Raw genomic sequence first — 15,736 nt, 5'->3', positions numbered from 1 at the left:
AATAAAAAACCCGCTTCAATTTGAAGCGGGTTTTTTTTGTTTGATTTGTAATTCTTATTAGAATTGCTCTCTTCCTGCAAAGTGGAATGCGCTTTCGATAGCAGCGTTTTCGTCGCTGTCAGATCCGTGAACTGCATTTTCTCCAATTGAAGTAGCGTATGCTTTACGAATAGTTCCTTCAGCAGCTTCAGCTGGGTTTGTAGCACCAATTAAAGTTCTGAAATCTTCTACTGCGTTATCTTTTTCTAAAATAGCAGCAACAATTGGTCCACGAGACATGAATTCAACTAATTCTCCGTAGAAAGGTCTTTCTGCGTGAACTGCGTAAAATGCTTTTGCATCTGCTACAGTTAATTGAGTTAATTTTAATGAAACGATTTTGAAACCACCATTAGTAATCATTGCTAAGATATTCCCGATGTGTCCGTTTGCAACAGCATCTGGTTTAATCATTGTAAAAGTTCTATTTGTTGCCATTTTATATTTTATTAAATTTTGTGCAAAAGTATACTTTTTTTATGAATTGATTTTAATTAATTCGTAATTAAAACATAGTAGAATAATGTTTTAACCAAGAATAGTCTTTTTTTTGAGTCATTATGTAGAGATGCACTGCAGTGGATCTAACACAAAGTAAATATTTAATGAAAAAAGACGTACTGCCGTGCCTCTCTACAATTGTGTTTCTCTTTGTATATCGTGTAAAAATTAGACTTTAAAGATTAATTTGTTTCTGTAGAATACCCACAAAATAAATGTCCAGATTGCAACGTATGTTAATGCGCCTGCCAAAGAAGCTGTCATTGGATTGCTGAAAAATGGTGCAATTCCGAAACGGTATAGATAATCTAAAAGGTTAATTTGTTCGCCAGCAAGCGATGGATGCTGAAAACGAATCAGTACCAAAGCTTGCGGAATAATTTGTGAAGCAAAGAAAACAATCATTGGATTAACTCCCCAAATGACAAATAGTTTAAAAGCTTTTTTATATTCCTTAATATCAATGATGTAGTATAGGGCAGTTAAACAAACAGTTGCTAAACCAGTTGTATATAAAACGTAACTGCTTGTCCAGATTGATTTGTTTATTGGAAAAACTAAATCCCAGATTAATCCGAAAAAAATTAGCGATGTACCAATCATTCCCATTCTTTTGGCTTTTTGGATTTTAGTTACGCTTAAAAGTAAAATCTGACCAATAAACAAACCGATAATTCCGTTTACAATAGATGGCAAAGTGCTTAAAATTCCTTCGGGATCCCAAGTATTGGTTTCATGATACATGTGTCCTTTCAAGAAAATGCTGTCAACCCAAGCGGCTAAATTAGTGCCTCTCTCTAAATTCGCTTCTCCAAAACCAGGAACAGGAATTAAAGTCATAACCGCCCAATACCCTAGAAGTAAAATCGCTCCTGTAATAATTTGAGTTTTTCGAGATGTCTTTAAGTATAAAAGCGAAACTACAAAATAGACTACTGCAATACGCTGTAAAACTCCAGGAAGTCGAACATCTTGATAATTTTCAAATCCGCCGTAGGCTAAAATGAGATAAATAGCCAATATGGCAAATGCAAAAATGTTTTTTAGACGCGTGGTAAAACTTCCCATCAAAGCATAACCAACCGCAAAAGTAATGACCAATCTTCCAATTAGAAGCGGAATTCCGTCCAATCCAAAAAGCTGAATTTTTCCGAAGAAATTAAAGAAAATCCCCAAACAGAACATTCTTAAAGAACGAATCAGGATTTTGTTAAATGTTGTTTCATCATACTTTTTCTCTGGCATTGCAAGCGGTACAGCAACTCCCATTATAAAAATAAAAAACGGGAATACAAGGTCGGTTGGTGTACAGCCATTCCAGTGCGCGTGTAAAAGCGGAGGATAAACATTTCCCCAATCACCTGGATTGTTTACAATAGTCATTAATAGAATTGTCAGTCCGCGAAAGACATCAAGCGAAATTAATCGTTCTCTTACCATTAGGTTAGTTAGTTAATAGGTTATAAAATATAATTCTATTTGGTTTGAGAGAGTAAAGATTTAGAAAATGTGCTGGTTATTTGTTCCTAAATCTGTACTTTTTAATTTCTAAAGATAATTATTTTAGATTATTATGATGTCAAAATTATGTTCTAAAGGTTTTAATTTCTGAATTAAAAGCGGAATCAATTGTTCTCCTTTTTCTAAATAAAATTCAGAAAAATTGGCTTGGCGCTCTTGAAGGCTGTTGTTTGGAAATAATTCGCATTGCAAATCGGTAACACGCTCCAATTGATCGGCTAGTTTTCTTTTTTGTGCTTTTAACAAACGTTTTTCTAGATTTTCTAAACCTTTCTTTTGTTTTACTTCTTGAGCTTTAACTGCTCCAGAAAAAGATCTATCGGTGTTTTCGGCCAATTCAAAAAGATAAGCAAACTGTTTTTCAAGCGCTTCTTTTTGAGGAGTTAAATCAATTGGAAATGGAGAAAGTTTATGCGTAATCTCATTGACTAAATTCTCTGATTTACTGAATAAATCTTTCCAAGTTAAATTTAAATTATCGGCTTTTTTAACTTGTTTTTCGGTTGCTAAAAGAACTGAATTTCGAACTAATAATATTGGGAAGGTAATGTTTACTGCCTCAAAGAAAGTTTTTAATTCTAACCAATAAGCAATTTCCCCGCCTCCGCCAATGTAGCAAAGATTAGGAAGAATAATTTCCTGATATAGCGGACGCATAATTACATTGGGACTGAATTTTTCAGGATTGCTTTCTAATAGTTTTAGAATTTCTTCTTTCGAAAATGAAATTCTAGTGTTGTTAACTAGGTATTTATCATTTTCAAAAATGATTCTTTCGCGCAGTTTATCTTCAATGTAAAATAAATTTATTTCACGAGGATTTACCTGAACAGTATAGTCTGAAAGTACTTCAATTGATTTTTGAACGGCTTTAAATGAAGTCTGATTTTCTAATTCTTCTTTTACAAAAGGGATAAAAGCACGTTTTAAATTAGTGTCGTCTGCATCTATAATTACTAAGCCATAGCTTGAAAAAAGCGCATTGGCCAAAAAGCGAGTTGCATCGGCTAGATTTTCGTGTTTTAAATACGCATTTTCAAAAAGCTTCTTAAGTGCATTTGCATTGGTGCTTGAACCTAATTCTTGAGAGTAAATTTCAAACAAATTCTCTAAGCCTTCAGTTGAAAGTCTTCCAACGGGACCGGTACTTTCTGCATTCCAACGGATTTTTTTACCTTTAAAATTAAAATAATTAATTTCTTCAAAATCGTGATCTTCGGTCGCCATCCAATAAACTGGAACAAAATTGTACGAAGGATATTTCGATTTTAATTCCTTAGTTAAATTAATCGTAGAAATAATTTTATATAAAAAATATAACGGTCCGCTAAATAGATTTAGCTGATGTCCGGTTGTAATGGTAAATGTATTTTCGAGTTTTAAAAGCGCAATATTATGTTGAGTAGATTCCGAAATTTCAATATTTTGATATTGTTTTTCCAGCGTTTCAACCAATGCAGTTCTATTGTTATGATCAAAATTGGCTGATTTTTCAGCTATTTGTTTTTCAAAATTTTCTAGGCTTGGAAAATGGTTGTACAGCGGTTTTAACTCTGGTTTCTGATCTAAGTAATCTTGCATTAATTTAGAGAAATATCCAGAAGATTGAAAGCTGATACAGTCGGTTGGCATAATTTTAAATTTATTTTTGACAGCTGTAAATTTAATGAAAATATACAGTTAAAAAAGCTTTTAACGAATGCTTAAGATTTGATTTTTAATTTTTGTTTTAAAGTACCTTAAATCAAGTTTTTAAATTGAAATAAAATCCGTGTTTTTAAAATGGAAAAAACATCATATTTGTTAAAAAACTTATGATGTTTTAAAACTAATTCTTTGAAACATGAATTATTAATAATGAAACTATATTTTTGTAATCAAAAAAAAAGTTATATCTATTTTACATGAAAACTAACGAGAATAAAAAGAACTCTCTAAAACATGTTCTTTTTGGAAGCCTTATTGGTACCACAATCGAATTTTTTGATTTTTATATTTATGCCAATGCAGCAGTATTGGTCTTTCCTCAATTATTTTTTCCTAGTTCAGATTCGACAATGGCGACTCTGGAATCTTTAGCCACTTTTTCTATTGCCTTTTTGTCGCGCCCTTTAGGTTCGGCATTTTTTGGCCATTATGGTGATAAGATCGGACGTAAGTTTACTCTTGTTGCAGCTTTATTGACAATGGGAATTTCGACCGTAACAATAGGATTCTTGCCAAGCTATGCGAGTATTGGTGTAGCCGCTCCATTATTATTAATGCTTTGCCGATTCGGACAAGGTGTTGGCTTAGGAGGCGAGTGGGGAGGCGCTGTTTTATTGGCGATAGAAAATGCACCACCAAATAAGCGTGCTTGGTACGGAATGTTTCCGCAATTAGGCGCTCCAATAGGATTATTGCTTTCTGGTGGAACTTTTTTGTTATTGACAGATTCTATGAGTAATGAAGATTTTATGAATTATGGTTGGAGAATTCCTTTTATTGCCAGTGCATTTTTAGTGATAGTTGGTTTTTATATTAGGACTAAAATTACAGAAACGCCTTCGTTTGAAAATGCTAAAAAAGAGGAAGAAGAGGTAAAAGTTCCTTTTCTGGAATTAGTAAAATCATACAAAAATCAGTTGATTTTTGGAACATTCGCGGCAATAACAACATTTTTGATTTTCTATTTAATGACCGTATTTACACTTAGCTGGGCTACTTCAGATTTAGGAATTGTAAAAAGAGACGGATTATTGATTCAATTATTCTCAGTATTGTTTTTTGCGCTTTTTATTCCGGTTTCTGCGGTTGTGGCCGACAAGATTGGTCGCCGCAAAATGCTTATCGTCGCAACTGCGGCCATTGCCGTTTTCGGATTTTTCTTTTCTTACTTTTTAAGCTCTGGAAATATCGTTTTGGTTACTATTTTTGCCTGCATCGGAATGTCATTAATGGGTTTTACTTACGGACCTTTGGGAACTTTTCTGTCTGAATTATTTCCAACAAATGTTCGTTATTCAGGAGCCTCTTTGACTTTTAATATGGCGGGAATTTTAGGTGCTGCCTTTGCACCAATGATAGCAATTTGGCTGGCTAAGACCTATGATGTGAGTTATGTAGGTTTCTATTTAGTAACTGCGGCACTTATATCTTTAGTTTCATTTTTGGTCATTAGCAAAGACGAACATAAGTTTTAGGTTATAGATTTAAAATATTTTAAAAGCAGTAATGTAAAAAATTACTGCTTTTTTTTGTTTGTTAGAAAAGTATTTAGATATTTGTCTAAATATATAAATGTAATGAATGATATTTTTAAAGCATTAAATGATGCCACTAGAAGAGAGATTCTGGATCTTTTAAAGGAGAAGGATCTATCTGCAGGAGAGATTGCAGACGCTTTTAATATTTCTAAACCGAGTATTTCACATCATTTGGATATTTTAAAACGGGCGGATTTAATTACATCTGAAAAAAACGGACAATTCATCATTTACTCCATCAATACCACCATAATGGAAGATGTTTTACAATGGATACTAACCTTTAAACAATAATAATATGAATCTAGAATTAAAAAAAGAACTCCCTATAATTGGAATTGTTTTAATTCCTTTTATTTATTTGGCAACAGTTTGGAATAGTCTTCCCGAGAGAGTTCCTATACATTGGAATTACGAAGGGCAAATTGACAATTGGGGAGATAAGATTAGTTTACTGTTTCTAGTTTCTATGCTTCCAGTTTTAATGTATGCTCTAATGACGGCAGCATCTAAAATTGATCCTAAAAAAAGAATTTCATTAATGGGGAGAAAGTTTTATCAGCTTAAATTTTTCTTGGTTTTATTTATGTCTTTGCTGGCTACATTTATTGTTTATATAACCAAAAATCAATCTTTTTCGAGTCCGGGTTTAATGTATGTTGCAGTTGGAATTTTACTAATAATTTTCGGAAATTATTTTAAAGTTATTCAACCGAATTATTTTATTGGAATTCGCACACCGTGGACACTAGAAAATCAGCAAGTGTGGAAAGCTACGCATTCTTTTGCAGGAAAATTATGGCTTGCGGCTGGCTTTATTTTCATCTTGGGAGGCTTGTTGTTTTCGGGATTTAATTTTTCTAAAATTTTTGTAGGTATTGGTGTTACCATTGCTTTTGTTCCTATCATTTATTCCTATTTTAAGTTTAAAAGTTTAGAAAAAAACGAAAACAATCTTTAATTAAACATCGAAATGAAAAAAATAATACTTTTTATATTGATAATTTTTAGTTCTTCAAAATCGTTAGGACAAGATATTTCAGGACAATGGAATGGTGTTTTAAAAATTCAAAATAATGAGCTAAGGGTTTTATTTAATATTACTAAAACAGAAAAAGGCTATAGTTCTACATTGGATAGTCCAGATCAAAATGCAAAAGGAATTTCTGTTGCCTCTACTGCTTTTGAAAATTCGGTATTAAAATTAAATATTGCAACTATCGGGGGTGTATACGAAGGAAGGTTAGGTGCTGATAATGTTTTTGTTGGAAAATTGATTCAAAACGGACATACATTAGATCTTAATTTGACAAAAGGAAATGTGGAAGTTGCAAAACCTCAGGAACCTAAACAGCCATTTTCTTATTATACAGAGGATGTAAAATTTGAAAATAAAACAGATAAAGTGACTCTAGCAGGAACGTTATCAATGCCTAAAAAAGAAGGTAATTTTCCTGTAGTTATTTTGATTTCTGGAAGTGGCATGCAAAATCGAGATGAAGAAATGCTAGGGCACAAACCATTTTTAGTTTTAGCAGATTATCTTACCAAAAAAGGAATAGCTGTTTTACGTTTTGATGATCGCGGTTTTGGTCAATCTACTGGCGATTTTAAAAAAGCAACTACTATGGATTTTGCAAAAGATGTGCAAGCTGGAGTAGATTATTTGAAAACGAGAAAAGAAATCGATAAAAATAAAATTGGTTTAATCGGACATAGCGAAGGCGGCATAATTGCTCCAATTATAGCCGGAAATTCTAAAGATGTTAAATTTATAGTTCTACTTGCCGGACCAGGAATTCGTGGCGATAAATTGCTGCTTTTGCAAAGAGAATTACTAGAAAAACAAATGGGAGTTCCAGATGCAGTGGTAGAGCAGAGTAAAGAAAATTTTAAAGGTGCTTATGATCTTATTATTCAAAGCACTGTTAATGATGATGATTTGAAAGCCAAAGTCAATTCGTATTTTAAATCAAAATTAGGAAATGATGATATGGCTAAAACCACTACAGATCAAATTACAAGTCCGTGGTATTATGCTCTTTTAAAACTTGATCCAAAGCCTTTTTTAGAAAAAGTAAAATGTCCGGTTTTGGCACTTAACGGAAGTAAAGATTTGCAGGTTCCAGCCCAAGTTAATCTTGAAAATATTAAAAAAGTTTTGACAGAAGCGGGAAATAAGAAAGTAACAACGAAAGAATTCCCAAATTTAAATCACTTATTTCAAGAATGTAAGACAGGTTCTCCAACTGAATATGCCACTATTGAACAAACTTTTTCGCCAATAGCTTTAGAAGAAATTTCGAGTTGGGTTTTAATTCAGGCCAAATAAAAGTTTAGTTTATATCAAAAAAGTTTGCAAAGATTTTTAAAGTGAGTTTTTTCATTCATGTAAATCTTTGCAAACTTTTTTGGTTTCTTTTGTAAAAGTTCTTTTCAAAATCTTTTCTCGATAATTCCTAGATATCCCGTATTTTTGCAAAAAAATAATTCTCTTTTGAAAACAAAACTTTTTGTAATTACGCCGCCATTTACACAACTGAATACCCCGTATCCGGCAACGGCGTATATAAAAGGTTTTCTGAATACTAAAAATATAGAATCGGTTCAGGCTGATTTGGGTATTGATGTGATTTTAGAATTGTTTTCGAAGAAAGGACTTTTAAATTTGTTTCAGGTTTCAGAGTTTCAGGTTTCAGGTTCTGATGTCTCCGATAACTCTAAAAGAATTTTTGCTCTTCAAGACGAATATATCAAAACAATCGATTCTGTAATTCAGTTTTTGCAAGGTAAAAATCCAACTTTGGCTCTACAGATTTGTCAGGAAGATTTTCTGCCAGAAGCTTCTCGTTTTGCACAATTAGAAGAACTCGATTGGGCTTTTGGAACAATGGGAACACAAGACAAAGCAAAACATTTGGCAACTTTATATCTTGAAGATATTTCAGATTTTATTGTAGAATGTGTTGATGAGAATTTTGGTTTCAGCCGCTATGCCGAACGTTTAGGGCGAAGCGCCAATTCTTTTGATGAATTGTATGAAGCCTTACAGCAAGAACCAACTTATATCGATTCGATTTTAATTTCGCTTTTAAAAGCTAAAATCGAAGCGGTAAGACCAACTTTATTTCTAATTTCTGTTCCTTTTCCAGGGAATTTATATAGCGCATTTAGATGTGCGCAATGGGTAAAAGAAAATCATCCAGAAATTAAAATTTCAATGGGAGGAGGTTTTCCTAATACCGAATTGCGTTCGCTTTCTGATAAACGTGTTTTCGAATTTTTCGATTTTATCACTTTAGATGATGGAGAAGTTCCAATCGAAGAATTAATTTTTCATTTAGAAAACCCAGATTCGAATTCTTTCAAAAGAACATTTTTATTAGAAAATGGAGAAGTAGTCTATAAAAACAATTCTTTAAAACACGATTATAAACAAGCTTATGTAGGAACGCCTGATTATTCAGATCTGCCTTTGGATAAATATATTTCGGTGATCGAAATTGTTAATCCGATGCATAGAATGTGGAGCGATGGAAGATGGAATAAGCTCACCATGGCACATGGCTGTTATTGGGGAAAATGTACTTTCTGCGATATTTCTTTAGATTACATCAAAGTATATGAGCCCGTTGCGGCAAGTTTGCTATGCGACCGAATAGAAGAATTGATCGAAAAAACAGGTCAGAACGGATTTCATTTTGTTGATGAAGCCGCACCGCCAGCTTTAATGCGTGCTTTGGCGCTTGAAATTCTAAAAAGAAAGCTAGCCGTAACTTGGTGGACCAATATTCGTTTTGAAAAAAGTTTTTCAAAAGATTTATGTCTATTGCTGAAAGCTTCAGGTTGTATTGCCGTTTCAGGAGGTTTAGAAGTTGCTTCAGATCGATTATTGAAACTGATAGACAAAGGAGTAAATGTTGAGCAAGTCGCAAAAGTGACTCGTAATTTTACCGAAGCAGGAATCATGGTTCATGCGTATTTAATGTACGGATATCCCACCCAAACCATTCAAGAAACGGTAGATAGTCTAGAAATGGTTCGCCAATTGTTTGAAGCTGGAGTTTTACAATCTGGATTTTGGCATCAATTTGCGTTGACGGCTCATAGTCCGGTTGGATTGTATCCAGAGCAATTTGGTGTAACAAAAAAAACAGAAACAATTGGAACTTTTGCAAATAACGACATTGAGTATACTGATTCAACAGGAATCAATCACGATAAATTTAGTTTCGGATTAAAGAAATCGCTTTTCAATTTCATGCACGGAATCTGTTTTGATTACGAATTGCAAGATTGGTTCGATTTTAAAATTCCGAAAACCAAAATTCACCCTGATTTTATTTTTAATGCATTAGAAGAACAAAACGATTTCAATACAAAACCAAATGCAAAAGTGGTTTGGCTTGGAGGAAAACCTGCTGCAGAAATCTTCACAAAATCAAAAAAAGGAAGAAGCTGGGAAATGATGTCGCTAACTTTTCATGATAAAAAAGAAAGTTTCAATATTCAAACCGGAAAAGAAGAAGGCGAGTGGCTAGTTTCCATTTTATCGAAAATAGGCGTTTCAGGTTCTAAAAATTATACTTTTCAAGAAGTCAAAAATGATTTTGAAACTTCTTTGGAAGATTTCGAGTTGTTTTGGTATTCTAAACCTATAAACACTTTGCGTGAATTTGGGTTATTGGTACTTTAATATTCAATACATTCTCCGTCATTCGGAATAGAAGTTTTGTTTAAAAGACCATGATCTGAAAGAGCAGTTCTTAATTGCAATCTTGTGGTTGGGCAATGATTTAAAGCTTCTAAATGATTGGCAAGGACTTTTCCAGGAGCAAGTGTTACGAACTTTAAAATGTCGTCCATTCGCATTAACAAAGGTTGGCCGATATCTAATCTTGCAGTACCACAAGCAACAATCGAAATGTCGGGTTTAAATTGCGTTAAAACTTTATTTACATGTTCTGTAAAAATAGTATCAGAACTGATGTAAATCGATTTTTGATCGGCTAATTCAATAAGAAAACCCATTACATTCCCCATTAATTTGGCAATGAAACCATAACCGTGAATGGCTGGAATTCCGGTAATTTTTCCATCCAGAAATTTTTGCGGTTCCCAATATTCAAGAGTCTGAATTACACTAAGACCTCTTTGCACAAGAGCTTTTTCATCTTTAGAACTGCAAATTACAGGAATGCTTTTTCTTCTTAAAAAAACTTCACCAGCTTTGTCTATATGATCAGGATGCAAATGTGTAATCAAACAATGCGTCACTCGACTTAAAATGTCACGACTGTTTTTTGGCAAAGCCACCAAAGGATTTCGTTTCGGTTTGTATCTGAAAATAGTAAAAGGCGGAATTGTTTTTCTTTTACCTAACATTGGGTCAACTAAAATGACATGCTTTTCTGTTTCAATTACCAAAGAGGCATTTCGCAAATGATGTAATTTCATATCCAAGAAAATTAGATATTAAAAATACAAAGTTTTTTGAAAAATAATTTACAGATTTTTCTTTATTTTTAGCAGAATTGTTATTATTTAAGTTTATGCATTTACAAGAAGGATTTCATACCTATTTCATTTATATTCTGACAAATAAAGCGAAATCTGTTTTTTATGTTGGAGTTACCAATAATTTAAAGAAAAGAATAATGAAGCACAAAGAGAATATTTTGTTGGAAAGCCAAACTTTTGCTTCGAAATATAATGTTGAATTTTTGCTTTATTATGAAAAATTTACTTGGATTCAAGAAGCAATTGCAAGAGAAAAAGAAATTAAAGGGTGGAGAAGGGAAAAGAAAATTGCTTTAGTTAAAACTATGAATCCTGAGTTGGAATTTTTAGATTATTAACTGAAAAGAAAGTATTTCAAGTCTCATATGTCATTCCCAGGAACGAGGAATCTCCGCAAGTAGCTCGCCAAAGATTGGAATAGCTTTGTAGAATATTGTCGCGGAGATTCCTCCTCCGTCGGAATGACAAACTATGCGTTTATAGAACTCTGGAAGTTCTACCCAATCGAAAACCTAAACCCAATTCCATGAAGGTTTTCAATCGAAATTCCTTCTTCATTGGCAAGGATTTTACGAAGACGGGAAATGAAAACATCCAAACTTCTTCCCATAAAATAGTCGTCGGTTCCCCATAAAGACGTTAAAATTTGTTCTCTTTTCAAAACAGAATTTTTATGATCTAGAAAAAGTTTTAATAATTCGGCTTCACGCTGAGTTAAACCAACCTTTTCTTCATCATTAAAAAGAATGAAATTTTTAGTGTCAAAATGATATTTTCCTACTTCATAAATTGTTTTTGCAGGAGAAACATTTTTTTGTGAACGTTTCAAGAAAATTTCAATTTTCAGCAGTAATTCTTCAATGCTGAAAGGTTTTACCAAATAATCATCTGCACCGATACGAAGGCCTTTAATGCGGTCTTCTTTTAAAGTTTTAGCTGAAAGGAAAATAATTGGAACATCGACGTCAATTTTTCTAACTGCTTCAGCAAGCTCAAAACCATCCATTTTTGGCATCATAATATCAAAAATGCAAACATCAAACTCTTCTTCTTCAAAAATTTTAAGCGCAGATTTTCCGTCAGAACAATGAATAACTTCATAATTATTTTGCTCCAAATTATCTTTGGTTAAAAACGCAAGGGTTTCGTCGTCTTCGGCATATAGTATTTTGAAGTTTCTCATTTTTTGTTAGGAATTGATAAAGTTATAGTAACACCTTTTTCTTTATTGTTTTCGGCTTTTATTTTCCAGTTTTGCAGACTGCAGATTTCTTTTACATAATATAAACCGAGTCCAAATCCGTTAACTTCATTGCTCTTTTCATTTTGAACTCTATAAAACTTATCAAAGATAAAAGATATTTTTTTAGGATTAATTCCAATTCCGTTATCTATAAATTCCAGTTTTAAACAATTGTTTTCTTCTGTGAATTTAATGGTAATTTCTGGTTTTTCATTACAATATTTCACTGCGTTATCCAGTAAATTATAAACTAAATTACCAAAATGAAAAATATCGGTTTCCAGCAGATATTCTTTTGAAGAAGTTTCGATTTTAATAGAAGCTTCAGGATATTTTAATTGGATGTTCTCAATTGCTTCTTCAATTATAGGCACAATTAAAATACTTTCTTTTTTAAGTTCTAATGGAGCATAATCGGATTTTGCGATGTTTAAAATCTTTTCGATGTGGCCGTTTAATTTATTTCCTTGATTGATAATAATATCGGTGTAGGTATATAGTTTTTTGTCTTCTTTAATAGGTTTTTGTTCAATTAAATATTTAGAAGCAATAAGAATTGAAGCCAGAGGTGTTTTAAATTCATGCGTCATATTATTAATGAAATCACGCTGCAGTTCCGAATATTTTTTATGCTGTAAAAGCTTAAAAATCGAATAAACGTAAATCAATAAAATCAGAATCAATGCCGTTGAAAGTATAAACCAAAATCGCATCGAACTAAATAAATAAGTAGTTTCATTTGGAAAACGAACGGCAAAATAATAGACCAGATTTTTATGTTTAGGAAAATAAACGGTCTTTTTGCATTCTGCTTTTTTCTTATATAGTGAAATATAATCACCATAAATCATTTCGTCGCTTTGACAATTGTACATCGCGTATTCGAAATCGGTCGTGATGTTCATTTTTTTGAATTCTGTCTTTAGATAAAATTCTAAAATGTCAGGTTCAAATTCGTTATCTACATTTACAATATAATAGTCGTTTGCAATTTTCTGAACGGGATTTTCAACCGGCAGTTCGTGGTTGGTTCCTTCGTATAATTTTTTAGCCACTTCCAACAAAGCAATATGGGCTTTCTGGCTAAGTTTTTTTTGTTCAATTGTAAAAGCCTCTTTTGTCCATAACAATTGTGCAACCAAAATACTAATGATGGCTACCAATCCTAAGAGAATGATGCTGTTGAGTTTATTAATTTTCAAGAATAACAAATTTTGAGAGTGTAATATTAATCAATTTTAGCCTGAAAATAAGCGATTAACAAGTCATTAACAAACGTTTGAAAGCGGTTAACAGCAATTTGATTTTGTCTGAATTACCTTTGTAATATCAAAATGAACTACAAACCATTTTAAATATATCAGTTATGAAAATGATCAAAATTTCGATGTTAGCTTTGGCTTTAGGCCTAATGTCTTTTTCGGCAATTGCACCAGTACAATCTTTAGTTTCAGAGAATGAAGTTTCAGAAACTACTGCTGCTTCAACAATTGTTTGGAAAGCAGAAACAATTGATGTTGGACAAATTCCGCAGGGAACTCCAAAAGCAATTGTTTACGAATTTAAAAATACAGGAAAAACAGCTGTAGTTATTACAAACGTTCAAGGTTCTTGCGGATGTACAGCTACAGATTACACAAAAGAACCAATTCAGCCAGGTAAATCTGCAAAAGTTACTGCAACTTACAATGCTGCAAATAAAGGTGCTTTTACAAAAACAGTTACGGTAACAACTAGTGCAGAAACAACACCAAAAGTGCTTACTTTAAAAGGTACAGTTATCTAAGAATTTTAATAGGTTGGTTATATGGCGAAAGCTCCAGACATGAAAATTGTTTGGAGCTTTTATTTTTTTATTAACCGTTTAAACTTCAAAAAAATAAGTATTAAGAATTATTGCCGAGAACTTTGTTTTAATAGAATTTTTTCTACTTTTATTCAAAAATTTTAAGCTATGAAAATTTGGTATACGCCTATAATTGCTGTTGCTTTTTTCGTTGTTTTTTCGTGTAATTCGAAAGCGGATAAAAAAGAGGAAAAAGCGATAAAAACAGTTGAAAAAATCCCAGAATTAAAACTTACTATTGATACTGCCCGAATCGCAAAGTTTTATGAAAATTATCCAAAACTGGAGAAATTTAAAGGCGATGTCATTTCTTTATATCAAAAAAACAAATCAACTCAATTGTGGCAGGATAATAAAGGAGTAGTTGAGTTTGGAAATACATTATTCAATCAATACAAAAATTTAGGTCAAGAAGGATTGAAAGCAAATTATCCTTATAAAGAAGAACTAAATTCTGTTTTCGAAAATAATCCAACCAAGAAATTATCCAAAGAAGATACCGACTTACTGCTTTCTAACTTGTATTACTATTATGCCGAAAAAGTATATGCGGGTTTTGATGAAAAAACTAGTATTTCTTTAGAATGGCTTTTACCTCGCAAAAAGTTCAATTACCAAGTGCTTTCTGATTCTATCTTTAAAAAATCAACCATTTTGGATGATAAGAAAAAAAAGATGTTCAGCCAATACTACAAACTTCGTGACGCTCTAAAAGAGTATAGAGAAATTGAAAAAAATGGAGGTTGGAAAACGATCGAAGCAGATGAAGATTATAAAGCTCTAAAAGTTGGCGATTCATCAAATGTTGTGACTCAGATAAGAGAAAGGCTTTTTGTGACCAAAGATCTTAAAGAAGATAATAAAAGTGCGGTTTGCGATACGACTTTAATGAAAGCAATGAAAAGCTATGAAGTTCGTCATGGATATACTCCCAAAAACACCATTTTATTAGAACACATTAACGACTTGAATATTCTAGTTTCGGAACGCATTAAAACGATTATTGCTAATATGGAGCGTTGCCGTTGGATTGATCCTGAATTAGAAAAAGGTCAAAAATACATTGAAGTTAATATTCCTGAATTTAAATTATATATAGTTGAAGACGGAAAAATCGCTTTTGTGTCGCCAGTTGTGGTGGGACGAGCGATGACAAAAACGGTTATTTTTAGCGGAATGATGAGCAATATTGTGTTCAGTCCGTATTGGAATGTGCCGCCAAGTATTATCAAATCGGAGATTAAGCCTGGAATGGCAAAAGATAAAAACTATTTGCAGAAAAAAAATCTAGAATGGAATAACGGCGCAGTTCGTCAGCTTCCAGGAAAAAATAATTCTTTAGGATTGGTAAAGTTTTTATTTCCAAATTCAAGTAATATTTACTTGCACGATACGCCTTCAAAAAGTTTGTTCGAAAGAGAAAGCCGAGCGTTTAGTCACGGCTGTGTGCGTGTTGCAAAACCACGCGAATTGGCAATTGAATTATTAAAAGTAGATCCGCAATGGAATCCTGAAAGAATTGATAAAGCCATGCACGCCGGAAAAGAAAGCTGGTACACTTTAAAGAAAAAAGTTCCAGTTTACATTGGTTACTTTACGGCTTGGGTAGATCGCGAAGGAAATCTAAATTTCTATAAAGATATTTACGGAAGAGATGAAAGTCTTATCAAATTATTGACTGAAGAATAGAAAATGAATTTCACGCAGATTTAGCAGATTAAAGCTGATTTAATTAGATTTTTTTAAGTTATGAAATAAAAAGATCTGCGCTTATCTGCTTAAATCTTTTTTAAATCTGCGTGAAAATAAATTTAGTGTAAA

Annotated in this window: 14 protein-coding genes; 8 read left to right on the top strand and 6 right to left on the bottom strand. The window is 32.5% G+C overall.

Annotation, left to right across the window (positions count from 1 at the left end):
* Window positions 1-57 precede the first annotated feature (57 nt).
* The 3 genes from NCC77_RS19590 to bshC form a co-directional block, all read right to left on the bottom strand.
* Entirely contained in the window at window positions 58-477 is a 420-nt protein-coding gene (locus tag NCC77_RS19590) for a nucleoside-diphosphate kinase (protein WP_012026941.1), read from the bottom strand.
* A 231-nt stretch (window positions 478-708) separates the two neighbouring features.
* Entirely contained in the window at window positions 709-1,980 is a 1,272-nt protein-coding gene (locus NCC77_RS19585; protein ID WP_250837108.1) for an acyltransferase family protein, read from the bottom strand.
* A gap of 123 nt (window positions 1,981-2,103) precedes the next feature.
* A complete protein-coding gene (gene bshC / locus NCC77_RS19580) occupies window positions 2,104-3,693 on the bottom strand; it encodes a bacillithiol biosynthesis cysteine-adding enzyme BshC (protein WP_250837107.1) in 1,590 nt (529 codons plus the stop codon).
* Window positions 3,694-3,965: 272 nt separating this feature from the next.
* Between bshC and NCC77_RS19575 the strand changes: the two genes are divergently transcribed.
* From NCC77_RS19575 to NCC77_RS19555, 5 genes are all read left to right on the top strand, one after another.
* Complete coding sequence (locus NCC77_RS19575; protein ID WP_250837106.1) at window positions 3,966-5,243, top strand: MFS transporter; 1,278 nt, start codon at window positions 3,966-3,968, stop codon at window positions 5,241-5,243.
* A 102-nt stretch (window positions 5,244-5,345) separates the two neighbouring features.
* On the top strand, window positions 5,346-5,600 hold the full coding sequence (locus NCC77_RS19570; RefSeq protein WP_250837105.1) for an autorepressor SdpR family transcription factor: 255 nt from the start codon (window positions 5,346-5,348) through the stop codon (window positions 5,598-5,600).
* A 4-nt stretch (window positions 5,601-5,604) separates the two neighbouring features.
* Window positions 5,605-6,267, top strand: a complete 663-nt coding sequence (locus NCC77_RS19565; RefSeq protein WP_250837104.1) for an SdpI family protein — start codon at window positions 5,605-5,607, stop codon at window positions 6,265-6,267.
* 12 nt (window positions 6,268-6,279) lie between these two features.
* Complete coding sequence (locus NCC77_RS19560; protein WP_250837103.1) at window positions 6,280-7,638, top strand: alpha/beta hydrolase family protein; 1,359 nt, start codon at window positions 6,280-6,282, stop codon at window positions 7,636-7,638.
* Window positions 7,639-7,803: 165 nt separating this feature from the next.
* Window positions 7,804-10,002: a B12-binding domain-containing radical SAM protein gene (locus NCC77_RS19555; protein ID WP_250837102.1), complete on the top strand. Its 2,199-nt coding sequence runs from the start codon at window positions 7,804-7,806 to the stop codon at window positions 10,000-10,002.
* On the opposite strand, the gene NCC77_RS19550 is transcribed toward NCC77_RS19555, so the two are convergent.
* Entirely contained in the window at window positions 9,999-10,763 is a 765-nt protein-coding gene (locus NCC77_RS19550) for an MBL fold metallo-hydrolase (RefSeq protein ID WP_250837101.1), read from the bottom strand. The two genes, NCC77_RS19555 and NCC77_RS19550, sit on opposite strands and share 4 nt — an antisense overlap.
* A gap of 95 nt (window positions 10,764-10,858) precedes the next feature.
* Here NCC77_RS19550 and NCC77_RS19545 point away from each other — a divergent pair, with 95 nt between their 5' ends.
* On the top strand, window positions 10,859-11,164 hold the full coding sequence (locus NCC77_RS19545; RefSeq protein WP_250837100.1) for a GIY-YIG nuclease family protein: 306 nt from the start codon (window positions 10,859-10,861) through the stop codon (window positions 11,162-11,164).
* 158 nt (window positions 11,165-11,322) lie between these two features.
* On the opposite strand, the gene NCC77_RS19540 is transcribed toward NCC77_RS19545, so the two are convergent.
* Window positions 11,323-12,009 carry a response regulator transcription factor gene (locus NCC77_RS19540; RefSeq protein WP_250837099.1) on the bottom strand — a complete coding sequence of 229 codons (687 nt, stop codon included), beginning with the start codon at window positions 12,007-12,009 and terminating at the stop codon, window positions 11,323-11,325.
* On the bottom strand, window positions 12,006-13,271 hold the full coding sequence (locus NCC77_RS19535; RefSeq protein ID WP_250837098.1) for a sensor histidine kinase: 1,266 nt from the start codon (window positions 13,269-13,271) through the stop codon (window positions 12,006-12,008). Before NCC77_RS19535 ends, NCC77_RS19540 begins: the two co-directional genes overlap by 4 nt.
* 164 nt (window positions 13,272-13,435) lie before the next feature.
* Between NCC77_RS19535 and NCC77_RS19530 the strand changes: the two genes are divergently transcribed.
* Together NCC77_RS19530 and NCC77_RS19525 are read left to right on the top strand one after the other, a co-directional pair.
* On the top strand, window positions 13,436-13,855 hold the full coding sequence (locus NCC77_RS19530) for a DUF1573 domain-containing protein (protein WP_250837097.1): 420 nt from the start codon (window positions 13,436-13,438) through the stop codon (window positions 13,853-13,855).
* A 168-nt stretch (window positions 13,856-14,023) separates the two neighbouring features.
* The gene (locus NCC77_RS19525; protein WP_250837096.1) at window positions 14,024-15,604 is read left to right on the top strand and encodes a L,D-transpeptidase family protein; all 1,581 of its coding nucleotides are present in this window, start codon (window positions 14,024-14,026) and stop codon (window positions 15,602-15,604) included.
* The last annotated feature ends 132 nt before the right edge of the window (window positions 15,605-15,736 follow it).

Source organism: Flavobacterium tyrosinilyticum, from assembly GCF_023656565.1.
Classification (GTDB): Bacteria; Bacteroidota; Bacteroidia; order Flavobacteriales; family Flavobacteriaceae; genus Flavobacterium; species Flavobacterium tyrosinilyticum.
Note: the sequence above shows the minus strand (reverse complement) of the source record. Positions and strands in the feature narration are given on the sequence as shown.

Excerpts from the sequence above, each read along its gene's own strand:
- NCC77_RS19590 (WP_012026941.1), bottom strand. The coding sequence starts at position 477 with ATGGCAACAAATAGAACTTTTACAATGATTAAACCAGATGCTGTTGCA.
- NCC77_RS19585 (WP_250837108.1), bottom strand. The coding sequence starts at position 1,980 with ATGGTAAGAGAACGATTAATTTCGCTTGATGTCTTTCGCGGACTGACA.
- bshC (WP_250837107.1), bottom strand. The coding sequence starts at position 3,693 with ATGCCAACCGACTGTATCAGCTTTCAATCTTCTGGATATTTCTCTAAA.
- NCC77_RS19575 (WP_250837106.1), top strand. The coding sequence starts at position 3,966 with ATGAAAACTAACGAGAATAAAAAGAACTCTCTAAAACATGTTCTTTTT.
- NCC77_RS19570 (WP_250837105.1), top strand. The coding sequence starts at position 5,346 with ATGAATGATATTTTTAAAGCATTAAATGATGCCACTAGAAGAGAGATT.
- NCC77_RS19565 (WP_250837104.1), top strand. The coding sequence starts at position 5,605 with ATGAATCTAGAATTAAAAAAAGAACTCCCTATAATTGGAATTGTTTTA.
- NCC77_RS19560 (WP_250837103.1), top strand. The coding sequence starts at position 6,280 with ATGAAAAAAATAATACTTTTTATATTGATAATTTTTAGTTCTTCAAAA.
- NCC77_RS19550 (WP_250837101.1), bottom strand. The coding sequence starts at position 10,763 with ATGAAATTACATCATTTGCGAAATGCCTCTTTGGTAATTGAAACAGAA.
- NCC77_RS19545 (WP_250837100.1), top strand. The coding sequence starts at position 10,859 with ATGCATTTACAAGAAGGATTTCATACCTATTTCATTTATATTCTGACA.
- NCC77_RS19540 (WP_250837099.1), bottom strand. The coding sequence starts at position 12,009 with ATGAGAAACTTCAAAATACTATATGCCGAAGACGACGAAACCCTTGCG.
- NCC77_RS19530 (WP_250837097.1), top strand. The coding sequence starts at position 13,436 with ATGAAAATGATCAAAATTTCGATGTTAGCTTTGGCTTTAGGCCTAATG.
- NCC77_RS19525 (WP_250837096.1), top strand. The coding sequence starts at position 14,024 with ATGAAAATTTGGTATACGCCTATAATTGCTGTTGCTTTTTTCGTTGTT.